At 39.1% G+C, this 15,895-nt stretch carries 12 protein-coding genes; 5 read left to right on the top strand and 7 right to left on the bottom strand.

The features are described from left to right. Nucleotides 1-53 precede the first annotated feature (53 nt). On the bottom strand, nucleotides 54-1,469 hold the full coding sequence (gene sthA / locus DK207_RS05365) for a Si-specific NAD(P)(+) transhydrogenase (protein WP_109440271.1): 1,416 nt from the start codon (nucleotides 1,467-1,469) through the stop codon (nucleotides 54-56). Nucleotides 1,470-1,658: 189 nt separating this feature from the next. Here sthA and lipA point away from each other — a divergent pair, with 189 nt between their 5' ends. Further along, on the top strand, nucleotides 1,659-2,672 hold the full coding sequence (gene lipA, locus DK207_RS05360; protein ID WP_109440270.1) for a lipoyl synthase: 1,014 nt from the start codon (nucleotides 1,659-1,661) through the stop codon (nucleotides 2,670-2,672). 361 nt (nucleotides 2,673-3,033) lie between these two features. Beyond that, nucleotides 3,034-4,740, top strand: coding sequence for a DUF4394 domain-containing protein (locus tag DK207_RS05355; protein WP_109440269.1), 1,707 nt, complete (start codon nucleotides 3,034-3,036; stop codon nucleotides 4,738-4,740). 65 nt (nucleotides 4,741-4,805) lie between these two features. Here the strand turns inward: DK207_RS05355 and DK207_RS05350 are convergent, their stop codons facing one another. The 3 genes from DK207_RS05350 to DK207_RS05340 form a co-directional block, all read right to left on the bottom strand. Further along, nucleotides 4,806-5,912, bottom strand: coding sequence for a beta-ketoacyl-ACP synthase III (locus DK207_RS05350; protein ID WP_109440268.1), 1,107 nt, complete (start codon nucleotides 5,910-5,912; stop codon nucleotides 4,806-4,808). Nucleotides 5,913-5,958: 46 nt separating this feature from the next. Beyond that, nucleotides 5,959-9,813 (bottom strand): ATP-dependent RNA helicase HrpA, encoded by a 3,855-nt coding sequence (gene hrpA, locus DK207_RS05345; RefSeq protein ID WP_109440267.1) that lies wholly within the window; start codon nucleotides 9,811-9,813, stop codon nucleotides 5,959-5,961. A 109-nt stretch (nucleotides 9,814-9,922) separates the two neighbouring features. Continuing rightward, nucleotides 9,923-11,083: a sterol desaturase family protein gene (locus DK207_RS05340; RefSeq protein ID WP_109440266.1), complete on the bottom strand. Its 1,161-nt coding sequence runs from the start codon at nucleotides 11,081-11,083 to the stop codon at nucleotides 9,923-9,925. A 346-nt stretch (nucleotides 11,084-11,429) separates the two neighbouring features. Between DK207_RS05340 and ahpC the strand changes: the two genes are divergently transcribed. Further along, nucleotides 11,430-11,993, top strand: a complete 564-nt coding sequence (gene ahpC / locus DK207_RS05335) for an alkyl hydroperoxide reductase subunit C (RefSeq protein WP_109440265.1) — start codon at nucleotides 11,430-11,432, stop codon at nucleotides 11,991-11,993. A 220-nt stretch (nucleotides 11,994-12,213) separates the two neighbouring features. Further along, nucleotides 12,214-12,432, top strand: coding sequence for a KTSC domain-containing protein (locus tag DK207_RS05330; RefSeq protein WP_109440264.1), 219 nt, complete (start codon nucleotides 12,214-12,216; stop codon nucleotides 12,430-12,432). A gap of 54 nt (nucleotides 12,433-12,486) precedes the next feature. On the opposite strand, the gene DK207_RS05325 is transcribed toward DK207_RS05330, so the two are convergent. After that, a complete protein-coding gene (locus DK207_RS05325; protein WP_109440263.1) occupies nucleotides 12,487-13,665 on the bottom strand; it encodes an alkane 1-monooxygenase in 1,179 nt (392 codons plus the stop codon). Between the two features lie 119 nt (nucleotides 13,666-13,784). Here DK207_RS05325 and DK207_RS05320 point away from each other — a divergent pair, with 119 nt between their 5' ends. Continuing rightward, nucleotides 13,785-14,804 (top strand): helix-turn-helix domain-containing protein, encoded by a 1,020-nt coding sequence (locus DK207_RS05320; RefSeq protein WP_109440262.1) that lies wholly within the window; start codon nucleotides 13,785-13,787, stop codon nucleotides 14,802-14,804. 3 nt (nucleotides 14,805-14,807) lie between these two features. Here the strand turns inward: DK207_RS05320 and DK207_RS05315 are convergent, their stop codons facing one another. Next, nucleotides 14,808-15,395, bottom strand: a complete 588-nt coding sequence (locus DK207_RS05315) for an O-methyltransferase (protein ID WP_109440261.1) — start codon at nucleotides 15,393-15,395, stop codon at nucleotides 14,808-14,810. A 44-nt stretch (nucleotides 15,396-15,439) separates the two neighbouring features. After that, entirely contained in the window at nucleotides 15,440-15,658 is a 219-nt protein-coding gene (locus DK207_RS05310; protein ID WP_109440260.1) for a DUF1653 domain-containing protein, read from the bottom strand. Nucleotides 15,659-15,895: the final 237 nt, after the last annotated feature.

Below are 15,895 nucleotides of genomic sequence, written 5' to 3'. Positions count from 1 at the left end.
AAATGCCAATCAAGTTGATTGGCATTTTTATAATATCAGACAATATCCTTCGCTTAGAATAAACGATTGATACCGTTTAAAGCGGCCACACGATAAGCTTCTGCCATCGTTGGATAGTTAAAAGTTGTTTCAACAAAATACTTCAAGGTATTGTTTGGACTATGCATCACCACCTGACCAATGTGAATAATCTCAGCAGCATTGTTCCCGAAACAGTGAATACCTAACACTTCTAAGGTATCACGATGGAATAGTATCTTTAATTCCCCCACCGTATCCCCTGTAATTTGTGCACGAGCCAAATGACGGAAAGACGCTTGTCCAACTTCGTATGGGATTCTTTCTTCAGTCAGTTCCTGTTCAGTTTTACCGATCGAGGAAATTTCTGGAATGGTGTAAATGCCAGTCGGTACATCTTTAATTGGTTTGACATTTTTCTCGCCAACCATATTAGCACCCGCACAACGCCCTTGGTCATATGCTGCCGATGCGAGTGACGGCCAACCGATTACATCACCTGCTGCAAAAATATTTTCCACTTCAGTTTGATATTGATCATTTACCATTAATTGACCACGGCTATTCGGTACTAAGCCAACATTTTCTAAGCCCAGACCATCCGTGTTGCCCGAACGCCCATTACACCACAAGATTGCATCTGCTTTGATTTTCTTACCGCTGAGCAAGTGTAAAACCACATGATCATCAAAAGTTTCTAAACGATCAATTTGCTCATTGTGACGAATCAATACACCTTGTTCACGTAAGTGATATGACAATGCATCTGCGATCTCATCATCCAAGTAACTGAGTAACTTTTGTTGTGTGTTAATCAAATCAACTTTATGGTCTAGCCCAATAAAAATAGAGGCATATTCACAACCAATTACACCTGCACCATAAATGATGATCTTTTGAATCGTATAATCAAGATCTAAAATCTTATCTGAATCAAAAACACGTGGATGATTAAAGTCCAGACCTTGCGGTTGATATGGTCGACTACCTGTAGCAATCACGATCTGTTTACAAATGATGGTATCTTTAATACCATCCTGACCAAAAATTAAAACTGTATTTTTATCTTGGATATATGCACGACCATGAAAAACTTCAATTTTATTGCGATCGTAAAAACGGGTATGTGTATCTACTTGTTGTTGAATCACTTTGTGCGCATTACGTAATACCTGTTTCATCGTGAACTGTTTCCATTCACCTACTTTTTGAAACATTGGATCACGCTGGTAACGAATAATACTCGAAACAGTTTGTCGTAATGCTTTACTTGGAATTGTACCTACATGTGCACAGTTACCACCAAGTTGATCACGAACATCAACAATTGCTACACGTTTACCTGCTTTAGCTAGCTTCATTGCCGCGCCTTCACCAGCTGGGCCAGAACCGAGAATTACTGCATCATATTTGACAATATTCCCACCAACGACCTCTTTCTTACGTGGCATTAAAAGCTCCTTTGATTTCTCGCTGCGTATTTCTAAATATATGATAACTAATATGCGTTGAATTGATATATTTCTCAATCGTATATTTTATATATAGACATTTTTAAAATGAATACCTAATTCGTCCTATCCCGCAGCAAATTTGACTATAATAACAAGAGATTTGAAATCAAAGGTTGTAGAAAAGATATGTCTGAACACCGTAAACCTGAACAGGGTCAAAAACTTCGTGGCGCAGAAAAGGTCGCAAGAATTCCTGTAAAAGTTATCCCTACGGTTGAAGTGCCTCGCAAGCCAGACTGGATTCGCGTCAAAATGACTGCGCCAGACGAAGTTCAGCGCATCAAAACAACCTTACGTTCACAAAAGCTTCATACCGTGTGTGAAGAAGCAGCTTGTCCTAATTTACCAGAATGTTTCGGTGGTGGTACTGCCACATTCATGATTATGGGTGATATTTGTACTCGCCGTTGTCCTTTCTGTGACGTCGCGCATGGGCGACCAAATACACTTGATCCTGATGAACCACGCCATATGGCTGAGACGATTTCCAATCTTGGTTTAAAGTATGCCGTAATTACATCGGTGGATCGTGATGATCTTCTAGATGGTGGTGCTCAACACTTTGTTGATTGTATCAAAGAAGCCCGCGATTTGAGTCCGAAAACATTATTGGAAATTCTAGTTCCTGATTTCCGTGGTCGTATGGATATCGCCTTACGTATCATGACTGAATGCCCACCTGATGTTTTCAATCACAATATTGAAACTGTTCCGCGCTTATATAAAGCAATGCGTCCAGGTTCAGACTATCAACATTCTTTAAATCTTTTGAAAATGTTTAAAGAATACTGCCCTGATGTACCCACTAAATGCGGCTTGATGGTTGGTATTGGTGAGACAGAAGAAGAAGTGATTGCATTGCTTGATGATCTTCGTGCTCATGATGTTGATTACGTAACGATTGGTCAATATCTACAACCATCTAAGCAACATGCACCAATCGACCGTTTTGTCACACCAGAAGAATTCGAGCGTTATGCAGAACATGGTCGTAAACTCGGTTTCAGAAATATCTGGTCTGCACCAATGGTTCGTTCAAGCTACTTTGCTGATCGCCAATATCATGGTGAGCCTGTACCAGCAGTACGCCGCAAAGTAGATCCAGCTAAAAAGATTGCAGTACAAACTGTAGAAGCCTAATCCTAACTCAATAATTTAGCTGAAAGAGAGAATATTATATTCTCTTTTTTTTACAATATATTTCAACCAGATCATGTCACAACTTAAGCCTTTCTGATCAGCCGTGAATTCGGCGTGAAGAATTACAACTCAAAACCCTATTACAAAAAAATCACTTAAAAACATAAATTTACTTTGAATACTCACACTTATATCCTGATTAAGGTTGATAAAAACTATTTGAACTAACAATGAAAAAAATAGAGGTTTCAATCTTTATTTATAACTCATCACAAAATCATTAGAAGTTCTCGTTTTATACATGGTACGGAATAAAACCAACAACTTCTTATCAAAAAAGTATTAATCAGGATATGAAAAAATGAATAGAAAAACTTTATCACTAAGCACTGCAATCCTCGGTAGCGTGTTTCTTTTAGGATGTAACAGTGATTCTAATAATGATTCTAAGCCCTCAGCTACCAATACGGGCGATGTACTAATTTTAACAGCCAATGGGATGATCAGCTCAATTAACCGTGATCAACCTGAAAAATTAGTATCCAATCTTAAAATTACAGGCTTACAAGCAGATGAACAACTCATCGGTATTGACCACCGCCCCAAAGACGGCAAACTTTATGCTGTTGGCACCATGGGCAATATTTACACACTTAATCCTCAAACAGGTCGAGTTACATGGGTAAGTAAATTAGTTGCAGACCCAAGTGATACAACAGATGGCAATGCACCTTACAGCAAAATAACGGGTAATCCTGATTTAATGACTGTAAATTTCAATCCAGCAGCTGACCGTCTAAGAGTAATTGGCAATGACGGGCAAAATTTAAGAATCAATGTAGATACAGGCGCAACCATCACCGATGGCAATATCAGTTCAGGTACTGACTCAGTTTCGATTATCGCTGCCGCATATACCAACGCAATGGCTGGTACGGGTTCTACACGATTATTTAGTATTGATCAAAATACTGATCGTATCTATCTGCAAAACGCCAATGCAGGTACTTTGAGTAACTCAGCAATGCTCGCTCAGGGTGTTAACATTTCTGGTGGCGGTGGTTTTGATATTGATCCTATTAATAATGTCGGCTATGCAGCCCTCAAAGCTGCTGGAAACTATCAACTTCACCACTTAAACCTTGCCGCTGTAGGTTCAGACAATGCTGCTGTAGTAGAAAGTAAAAACCTACCAAATCTGTTTCAAACTGCTGGAATTCGCGGTTTAGCACTTGAAAGTGCCAAAGATAGTGGCGCTCATGCATTTGGCCTCAGTGCGAATAATCAATTACTGCACTTTATGGTAAATAGCCCAAATACAGTCAAACAGACCAATATCACAGGTTTAAAGGTTGGAGAAAAAATTATCGGGATAGATTTCAGATTCAAAACTATGACCGATAAATCAGGCATGCTTTATGGATTAAGTGATCAATCAAATCTATACACTATCAATATGCAAACAGGTATGGCCACCCTTCAAACCTCATTGAAAGCTGCAATGGGTGATGATAATCCATTCACTACACTGCTAGGTACCAACTTTGCCGTTGACTTTAACCCAGCAGCAGACCGATTACGTGTTATTAGCAATACCGGACAGAGCTTACGTATCAATGTTGACACTGGTGACACCATTACCGATGGTGAACTCAATGGAATCGAAGGTGCTGTTGTAACCGCAGCAGCTTACACCAATAGCTTCCAAACACCGATCGCAATGATTGGTACAGAATTATTTAACCTAGATCAAGGCAACCAACTTTTAGTTAAACAAAGTCCACCAAACGATGGTGTACTCAATTCAATTGGTGCTTTAGGCATCAACTTAGGGCTAGATAATGGCTTTGATATTGCGGGTGGTGATAACGGTTTTGCCTTAGCAACCGTCTCAGGAATGACAGGACCATCTGTTTTATATCGGATTGATTTAAATAATGATACAACGATTATGACACCAAGGGCTAGACTTGCTATTAATGTAGACGGTACACCCAATCTAGCTGCCTCAACGATTGGTAGCAGCACGACCCCTCAACTGATAGATCTCGCGATTATGTTGAAATAAATGCCCATGCTTAAATAAAAAAAACACCGCATTTTTAAATGCGGTGTTTTTTTATTTATAAAAATTTATGCGATATGTTTTTGCACAATAATCGAGCCGACAGAATAACCAGCACCGAACGAAGAGATCACAGCATATTCACCATCATTCACTTGCTCGCCTGTACGATGCATGGCAATAATCACGCCAGCAGAAGAGGTATTGGCAAACTCGTCTAAAATAATTGGTGCGCGTTCTAAATTCGCCTCTTTACCAACGACAAGTTTTAAAATTAACTCGTTCATATTAGCATTGGCTTGGTGTAACCAAAAACGCTTAACCTGCTCAGGTGTTAATTGGAGTTTTTCCAATTGCGCGGTAATGATTTTCGCAACAAGCGGGCAAACTTCTTTAAAAACTTTACGGCCATCTTGACGGAACAATTTGTCATCGACAACCGCATCTTCACTACGGTTTAAGAAACCAAAATTATTGCGGATATTATTTGAGAATTGGGTAAACAAATGGATATCTAAGATTTCGTAACCTGATTTTGTTTCAGTTTCTTCAATAATTGAAGCTGTCGCAACATCACCAAAGATAAAGTGTGCATCACGCGTACGATAATCTAAATGACCTGATGTAATCTCAACATTAAGCAGTAAAACACGGCGAGCACCACATTTCACTGCATCATAGGCCTGCTTTAAACCAAATGTCGCTGCTGAACAAGCCACATTCATATCATAAGCATAACCTTTGATACCTAATGCTGACTGGATTTCAATGGCAACGGCTGGATATGCGCGTTGCATATTTGAACATGCCAAAATCACGACATCGATGTCTTCAGCAGTAACCCCTGCATTTTCCATCGCTTGTTTTGCAGCAATTACACCCCACTCCGCTTGAAGTGAAAGCTCATCATTACTACGCTCTTGTAAACGAGGACGCAAACGTGTTGGATCAAGAATACCAGATTTCTCAACCACGTAACGACGCTTAATCCCTGAAGCTTTTTCAATAAACTCAGGACTAGAGCCACGCAGTTCTTCTAGTTCACCCGCTGCAATTTTATCAGCATTGGCTTGATTATACTGTTCTACATAAGCATTTAAACTTTCAACCAACTCTTCATTGGAAATAGATTCGGTTGGGTGGAACAAACCTGTACCTGTTATACGGATGCCCATGTAAAACTCCTGTAAAGAATGGTTCTAACTTTCATTGTCGCTCAGTTTAACCGATTGCTAATCGATCCCATAGTTTTTGTAATCTAGTTGGTGAAATTGGCATCTTTGTTTTCATCGGTTGAGAAAACAAGGAAATTCTCAACTCCTCTAACATCAAATACATTTCTTTGATTTTAGGATCATTTTTGAACTTAAATACTTTGTCCATCCATGGATCGACATCATTAATTGCCGCAAGGTCACGTTGTAGATTATTTGGCAAACGGTCTAAACGCAATAGCAATGCTTTTAAATAACGTGGATATTCCTGCCAAAGATCAGCAGGACGACTATAAACAAAGTCCACTAATGACATTAAATCAAGTTGATCTTCTATGTCATCTATACTCCGACCAAAGATACTCTGATCAAGCACCAATAACTCACGACGAATTTTCTGCCACTGCGTAAAGATTTCCGTAATATCACTTAAAACCTTTTGACCATTTGTCAAAAAATGCTTTTTGATTTCAAGTAAAAGTTGCTGAAACTCATCCGCATGTTTAGGAAGTTCCAGAATCGAGACTTGCAGCGTGGCATAAACCAGCATCTGCTCTAGTTTTGCAAGATCCCCTAAAGGTGAATAGGCCAAAGCCAAAGGTTTGGAAATCTGCTTTTTCAATTGACGAATTAAATCCCCTAACTGCAAATGTACGAGACGAATCACACCTTCTCGATGTTGCTTAATCGCTTCACTTTGATCGTTAAAGGTTTGAACTACCACACCAGATTCATCTTTAGCATCAAGCTCAGCAAATAATTTGGTAGGAACCAATGCCTGATATTGTTGCACCACCACACCAGTTACTTTTTGTGATGCTTCAAATACAAAACTCTCAGGAAAGTTTTGGAACTCACCCTGTTGTTGCTTCACAGGACGATGCGTTTCAATCCGGCAACGTGCTTTTAGCTCTTCTAAATCACGACCTTGTGCGATTAATTTGCCCTTTTCATCCAGTACTTTGATAAAAGGCACTAGATATTGATCAATTTTTTCAAAAGAAAAATCTTTTTCTGTGATTTGTTCACCACGTAAAGCAAATGCTAAATAGCTAAATAAATGCTCTCTTAAATGTACAGCATCGATCCCCTGTAACAGCTTTTTCGCAGTATCAGGTATAGGAACTAAATTACGGCGCTTATCTTTCGGCAAAGCTTTTAACAAAGCTTCAATCAGATTTTGTCTCCAACCGGGAATCCCCCACGACCATTGCTTTTCATCCACTTGTGCTAAAGCCTGTACTGGGATTTTAATGGTTGCACCATCTTCATCATGACTAGGATCAAAACGATAGCTCGTAGCCAAACGCAATTGACCATTATGTAAATAATCTGGAAATTGCTGCGTGGTTGGACGATCATTCATCCACAATGCGTCATCATCAACAAATAAGAAACGCGGATGATCTGGCTCTACTGTTGCACGCCAGTCTTCAAAACTACGACGGCTCGCAATTTCCTTAGGAACTTTCTCGGCATAAAATTGATAAATGGTTTCTTCATCCACCACCAAATCACGACGACGTAATTTATCCTCAACACGCTCAACTTCTTCTAGCTTTAGCAAGTTGTGTTTCAAAAACGGCGGTGTAATACCCAAGTTCCCAGTCGTCAGGGCATCACGTAAAAAGATTTCATGCGCTGCTGGTTGATCTACTTTCTCAAAATTCACCATACGTTTGGGTTCAATAATCAAACCAAATAATGAAATTTGCGCATAAGCATTTACTATGCCTGCTTTTTTCGACCAATGCGGCTCAAAATAGTGATATTTCAATAGATCACGTGCTGCCAGCAAAATCCATTCTGGATCAATCTTTGCCAATGTTCGTAAATACACTTGCGAAGTTTCCACCATTTCAAAGGCCATGACCCAAGCGGTATTGGTTTTATGTAAGGTACTGGCTGGAAAAACTTTGGCTTTCTGCTGACGTACTGCCATAAAGGTATTACGTTCATCCGTTTTATTGGCAATAAAAGAAAGCAAACCTGTTAAGAGCGCGCGGTGTAAATTTTCATAATTCGCGCCTTTTTCATTAAAACTCAGCTTTAAACCTTCAGCGAGTTCAACTAATTGCTGATGGGTTTGTTTCCACTCTCGCAATCGCAACCAACTCAAGAAATGCAGACGCGCAAATTGGCGACGCTTGTTCTCTGATTGGGTGTCAGGACTGGTTTGCAGGGTATTCCATAGCTTTAAATAAAATAAAAAATCTGAATCCGCTTCTTTAAATAACGCATGTTTTTGATCCGCCTGCATTTGTTTGTCCGCAGGGCGTTCACGTGGATCTTGGATGGCGAGTGCACTGACGATAATCAAGGTTTCTTTGAGCACACCAAAGTGCGCGCCACCAATAATCATACGCGCTAATCGCGGATCAATCGGCATACGCGCCATCATTTGACCGACTTTTGTCAGTTCATTTTTCCGTTCATTTAATGCCCCCAACTCGATGAGCAACTTACGACCATCATTCACCAAACGGAAATCTGGTGGCTCAATAAAATCGAAATCCTCTAAGTTACCCAAGCCGAGACTTTGCATCTGTAAAATTACAGAAGCCAAATTGGTACGTTTAATTTCAGGTTCTGTAAATTCTGGACGGCTTAAAAAGTCTTCCTCGCTGTATAAGCGAATACATACACCTGCAGCGATACGACCACAACGCCCTTTACGCTGATTGGCTGCAGCTTGTGAAATCGCTTCAATCGGTAAACGTTGCACACGCGAACGATAGTTATAACGTGAAATACGGGCAAAACCACTATCAATCACATAGCGAATATTTGGAACCGTCAACGCTGTTTCCGCAACGTTGGTGGCAATAATAATACGTCTGCCTTTACCACTTGGACTGAAAATCTTTTGCTGCTCTGCCAAGGCCAAACGGGCATATAAAGGTAGAACCTCAGTATGACGAGGTCCATACTTTTGTAAGGTTTCCTGCAATTCGCGGATTTCTTGTTCAGTGCTGGCAAAGATCAGGATATCGGCATGTTCGGGGTGGCCTTTGCCCTCTGCATCAGCAAAACACTCTTCAACCGCTTGTACGACTGCACGAGGAAGATTTTCTTCAAAATCATCAAACTCATCATCATCACTACCAACAATGCTCAATTCAGATATAGGACGATAGCGAACTTCAACGGGGTAACTTCGCCCTTCCACCTCAAAGATAGGTGCATCATTAAAATATTGACTAAAGCGATTTACATCTAAGGTTGCCGAAGTAACGATCACTTTTAAGTCTGGGCGCTTTGGTAAAAGTTGCTTGAGATAGCCCATGATAAAATCAATATTGAGTGAGCGCTCATGTGCCTCATCAATAATGATCGTGTCGTATTTTGAAAGAAAGCGGTCATTGGTCAGCTCAGCCAACAAGATACCGTCGGTCATCAAACGTACAATTGAATCTTGTGACCCTTGCTCATTAAAGCGTACCTTGAAACCAATCGCCTCACCCAGTTTCTGGCCCACTTCTTCCGCAATACGTTGCGAAACACTGCGTGCAGCCAAACGACGTGGCTGGGTATGACCAATCATACCTGTTAAGCCACGACCTGCTAGCATTGCAATTTGTGGCAGTTGTGTGGTTTTACCTGAACCTGTTTCACCTGCCACGATAATCACTTGATGCTTTTGAATCGCTTCAATTAAACGATCAGCATATTGAGTAACAGGTAAATCTTGATTGAGCTTGATCTGAGGCAATCGAGCGAGACGCTGTTTGACTTTATGATTAGACTGTTCAAAGAGCTTTTCGATTTCTGCTGTTTCTGTTTTTTTATCCTTGCGCAGTCGATTTAAACGGTGACGGTCACGTGCCATAACCAATTGATCTACATTTAAATGACTCTGCACTGAACAGCTTTCCTGAAAAACAAAATAGTCGGCTATTTTACGCCTTAAAGCCACGCTATGCAAAGAAACTGCATCAATTCACACTCTCGATGCAGTTACCACTCAACGTTTATGGTTTGGATGAAGGATTAAAACGATTACGCAACCGTTTAACATACTTTTTAAATGGCCAAGTAAATTGCTGGATAAAACTATTTGGGATCTTATATCCCACTGTTCCATATACACTTGCCAAATGATTCGGCATATATACACTTTTAAAAATGACATCGTATACAGGAATAAATGCAGCATAATTCTTATCAATCGCCGGTTTCTCTGATGAATGATGCCAATGATGAAATTCAGGTGTGGCAATTAACCAGCGTAAATAAGGAAAGCGAAAGCGCACATTCGAATGAATAAAAATCGCATGAAAGGAAATAAAAATCAGATAAGCAAATACTGCCGAGGTATGAAAACCCAATAAGAAAATCGGCAAAGTTGCGATAAAGCGCGTCATTAATACTTCAACCACATGCAAACGTGATGAAGCTAGCCAATCCATATGTTCAGTAGAATGATGAATCGCATGAAAACGCCAAAGAAAATCGACTTCATGCATCGCCCGATGTAGCCAATACACCACAAAATCCACAACAATCAATAACTCAATAAACTGCAACCAAATCGGCTGAGCTTGTACATAAGGAACGATTGGATTGTTCGGAAGATGCGTAATCCAATACTGAATCGGCATGACTGTCAGAAATGTAAAAAGCTGGATTCCGATGTGACTAAACATAAAATATTTCATGTCAGTCACCCACCCCACACGTAGAATTTTTTGTTCAGGATTTTTGGCGAAAAAACCTTCTAGTGGAATAAAGACAAGCGCTAAAATGACAAGCGTTAAGATGAAATAATCAATACCAGCATAAAATGATAAAGTTGGCAGTGTTGGTGCTTTGATCAAACCACAACCTAGAACCGCAGCAACTAAAGCAAAACAAAGCCCATAAAAACCATAACGATTTTGGCGAACAATTGAGCTAAACGCACCAAAGCCAACACTCAGAACGATTGCGGTCATTAAGCTAAAATAAAAAACATCATAATATTGTGTATAAAAAGGACGAAGTTCTGGCATGGTGAGCACAGTTGGAAATAAAAAACATAACGCACCAAATATGCTTAATCCCCCCAAAGAAACCGAAATAAAGGCGCTAATTTTTCCTAGACCAGCATTCAGTTCTAAATTCTCAAATTTTGCTCTTAATTGATCAGTCATTGTTAATATTAAATCGCTATCTACACGAGCAACTTGGCTCAAAGTCTAAATTATAGTCTAGAAATTAAACATTTTTATAATTTTTTCAATTCTACCCTTGAATTTTGGTATCAGAAACTGCATGTTGTCTAACACATTAATTTTAACTGTCCTGTCATCTTGTCGTCATGAAGTTGGCGTCAAATCAGGATAAATTTGGGGAAAAATATGGACTTAAATCGAATCATTCGTTTTTCCGATTTCAGTCATGTAAAAATACTATTTCCCCAATAATGAAAAATTATTTATTCTACATCTCGTAAACAAGTTCCTAGTTTAAAGATAAACCTCAATCATGGAGACAATGATGAGCTTAATTAATACTGAAGTTAAACCATTTAAAGCGACTGCATACCATAACGGTCAATTTGTTGAAGTTACAGAAGCTGATCTTAAAGGCAAATGGTCAGTAGTATTCTTCTATCCAGCTGACTTTACTTTTGTTTGCCCAACTGAATTAGAAGATTTGGCTGACAACTATGCAGAGTTCCAAAAACTAGGTGTTGAAATTTACGGTGTTTCTACTGACACTCACTTCACGCACAAAGCATGGCACGACACTTCTGAAGCAATCAAGAAAATCCAATACCCATTAATCGGCGATCCTACTTGGACTCTTTCTAAAAACTTTGATGTTTTAATTGAGTCTGCTGGTCTTGCTGATCGCGGTACATTCGTAATCGATCCAGAAGGTAAAATCCAAATCGTTGAAATCAACGCTGGTGGTATCGGCCGTGATGCAAACGAATTACTTCGTAAAGTAAAAGCTGCTCAATACGTTCACACTCACCCAGGTGAAGTTTGCCCAGCTAAATGGAAAGAAGGTGAAGCGACTCTTGCTCCATCGATTGACTTAGTTGGTAAAATCTAATTCATTAGATTATCCCAATGAGTCTGAAACCACCCTCTAAGGGTGGTTTCTTTTTTAGCGCGATATCATTATTAAATTATTAACAATTCTTATACTTATATCTTCATTGCAATCTTCATTTATCAATTGTCAGGCTGCGTGACTTGGAGTAGTGTCAAATTATGGAATAAAGAGTTTTCGTATATGTAACAAATGATCAATATGAGATGGGGGTAAATAGATGAAAAAAAATGTTATTGTAACCTCTTGGAAATATGATGTTTCTACGCGTTATTTGAAGATTTTTTATAATAATGGCTCTGGTGAGCTTTATCATCCTGTTCCTGAATTTATCTATAATAATTTACTCCGCTCTACAGATAAAACCGCATTTGTGCATAAATATCTCGAATTTGATCTTCACTTTAAACGATTATGTATCTCAGCTTCATCCTCATAAATCAGCCCAATAATGAGCTGACTTATAAGTAGAGATATTTTATTTTGCTTCAAGCTACTCAGCATATTTAGCAAACATTTTTTCTTTTGCTTCAGGATAAACATTGATTCGATTGAGATCACCTTTGTAGTGCTCTACCACTCGATCATCCATGATTTTCGACCACCAAGCTGGAACAAAAGCAGGTAGAATCATAGCCCCATAACCTGCAGGTAGTTGGGGTGCATCCTCAAAATGTCGTAAGGTTTGAAAACTACGTGCAGGATTGGCATGGTGGTCAGAATGTCGTTGCAACTGATACAAAAATAAATTCGTCACCACATTATTGTTATTCCAACTATGTTCTGGCAAGGTTCGCTCATATTGGCCATTGGCTTTCTTTTCACGTTTTAAACCATAATGTTCGATGTAATTAACTGACTCAAACAAGGTGATGGCATAAGCAGCCTGCGTGACTTGGAATGGCACAGAGCGGATACCAAATTTGCTTAACATGGCTGCATGATAAATGGCAGACATCGCCCAACCATGTATTAATTCATTTTCTTTGCAAAAAAATGGTAGTTTTTTTCGCTCTAAGCGATTCTTTTCTATTTCAATGGCAGATTTAAAACTCCCAATAACTGTCCTTGGCAAGAATTTCCAAAAGCTTTCACCGAACTGTGAAGAAGCAGGATCTTCAGGCGTCGCAACACGACGATGATGTCCATAAGGATGCTCAATACGGAAATGATTATATCCTGACGGTGCCAATGCTAAATGTGATAAATAATGTTCCAGCTTTCCACTTTTATGGCTGAGTTCGTGTGCTGTATTAATCGCGACTCCATTGACCATACCCACCAATGTACCTAATAAAATTTGATCCGAAACAGACGTATTTTTTCGGCTTGCTAGATAAGCTCCATATATATTTGTTGCGTATTGCAAAGGAATATAGAGCTTCACAATACGTGCATAATATGGATCAGCTTCTAGATCTGCAATCGCATCCACTGGCGGATTTTCAGTGTCCTCTCCTATTAATTTATCTAGACTAGGAATCACACCATGCAAAAATAATGGACCAAATGAAGCAAAAAACTTTTTTGTTTTCTTTGGGCCAAACTGATAGCCAGCCAAGCCACTCATTGCGATTGCGGGAACCGCCAAACCCAATAACCACCAATGTCGTTTCTTGTCTCTAAATTTAACAGTCGCTTGTTCTATATCGAGCTGTGTATGCATATTCATTAGAAACTCCTTTCATCAAATATTGGTTTTCTTGCTTGAATTGTGTTCTTTTAAAGTTGTCCTTTATTATCATTTTAAGACTTGCTATTATCATTTTAAGACTTTACTGCCTAATTAAAATGCAACAATCACAAATTCCTGTCATTCCTTCTCGTTATTATTTACGGTTAATTGATATATTGATTCAGACAAATCATTATAATAATCAAATACTAACTGTCTTTAGAGAGCAAATTTCCACATCTGACCTGTTGTCTATCCAACAAATTGAACAGTTCATTGAGCTTGCTTTAAGCCTCCCCGATACTGAAGACCTAGCATTTCAATTAGGCAGAAATATTAAATTAAGCTCTCATAGCTTAGTAGGCTATGCATTGATGACGAGTCCCCATCTCGAACATGCTCTACGACTGATTGCACAATATTTTAGACTCATCATGCCAAGCTTTAAGTTGTCTATTCAGTATTTAACAGATCAGCAAAAAGTTGAGTTATTGTTTGAACCCATCTTGCAAATGAATAAACAATGTCTTGCCTTCCATATTGAAGCTATTGCCGTCACTTTTTACTACAGTTTATTAGAATTAGCAGGACAGCAACTGCAACGTTATCAAATCTATCTTAGCGTACCCGAACCAAAATATAAAGAACTGTATGTACATTTAATAAAAGCGAACTTCCATTTTAACGATGCATGGATCTCGGGTATACGTGTGGTAATTGACCAACAACAACTTGCCCTACCTTTACCATTAGCAGATGCACATAGTTTAAAAGTGGTTGAGCAGCGCTGTCAGGAACAAATCCAAAAGATTTACCATGAAGGTGAAATTGTAGAATGGGTAAGCATGATGCTGCGTCAGGCCAATCAAATTCCTACATTAAAAGAATGCGCGAAAGTATTAAACATCTCGACTAAAACACTACAGCGTTATTTACAGCAGCAAGGTGTTGAATTTCACCGTCTGAAACAAGAAATCAGTATTGAACGTGCTAAAGGTTTACTTGAGAACTCCAGCTTTACCATCACACACATTGCTTATGAATTAGGTTATTCCAATCCTGCCAACTTTACGCGTGCATTTAATAAAGTCATGGGCTGCAGTCCACAGAGCTATCGTTTAAATCATCACAAATAAAGATTAGCGCGCCACCACTAAACATAGACCAGCCCCAACAGGCAAGATGGTACTCATAAAGTTTTCGTCCTGTCGAATTAACTCAAGCATTGGCTTTACTTCAGCAGTATGGGAAATGACATTATCGATGATTAAACTACTGCCACAAGATTGCATCAAACGTTTTAAATCTTCCCAATAACTCACATAGCTACCACGCTCGGCATCTAATAAGATGAAGTCAAATGGTTCATTCGCTTCTGCCAAATAGACAGATGCATCCCCTACCCAAAAATCAATAAAAGGCTCTAAGCCAAACTCTTCAGCATATTTTTTTGCTTGAGCACTGCGAAATGCATTAATTTCTAAGGTCTGAACTTTAGCGCCGACAGCCTTTGCTGCTTCAGCTAACCATAGCGTCGAGTATCCTGTCGATGTGCCAATTTCCAAAATTCTTTTGGATTGTTGTGAACGCACCAACATGGCCAGCAACTTTGCAGATTCTGCTTCAATATTGCGATAACGTTTTAAACGATCAGACTGTCGAGCATCATGCTGTTTAAATTCGTCATACAAATCAGCAATACGTTGTAAAAATACTGTGCTGGTCATATTTAGACTCTCCGATGATGCTCAAAACTTAATGCTTAGTGCAATTAAATGCTTTGTATTAATTTAAATCGCGGTATGACTTGACCATCGGCAACCTGAACAGTCTCTGTAAACATGCTCAATGGGCGTACCCACATTGAATAATCGCCATACAAACATTGATACACCACCAACTCCTCTTCAGTTTCACTATGTCGTGCTACATGAAAGACCTGATAAAGCTGTCCTTTATAATGCTGATAGATACCACGTTGTAATGTCATACGACTTACCTTCTAGTTATGCCATGAAATGATTGCAGTTATATAACAAGTTGAAGCACTTTCCTATTTGATCAGCTTTTAAATGATTAAAAAAACCATTATTGAATCTAAAATTCAAAAAACCGATCGAACTCATAAAAACATACTGTTTCCTCTATGCTGTACTTTTGCGTACTATAGCCCCATGAAATGATTTTAGCCGACTTGAACTGCTTAGAATTTGGAGATTTGCATGTT

Origin of the sequence: Acinetobacter haemolyticus (genome assembly GCF_900406815.1) — a bacterium.
Lineage (GTDB): Bacteria > Pseudomonadota > Gammaproteobacteria > Pseudomonadales > Moraxellaceae > Acinetobacter > Acinetobacter haemolyticus_A.
This window is presented reverse-complemented; position numbering and strand designations above follow the sequence as displayed.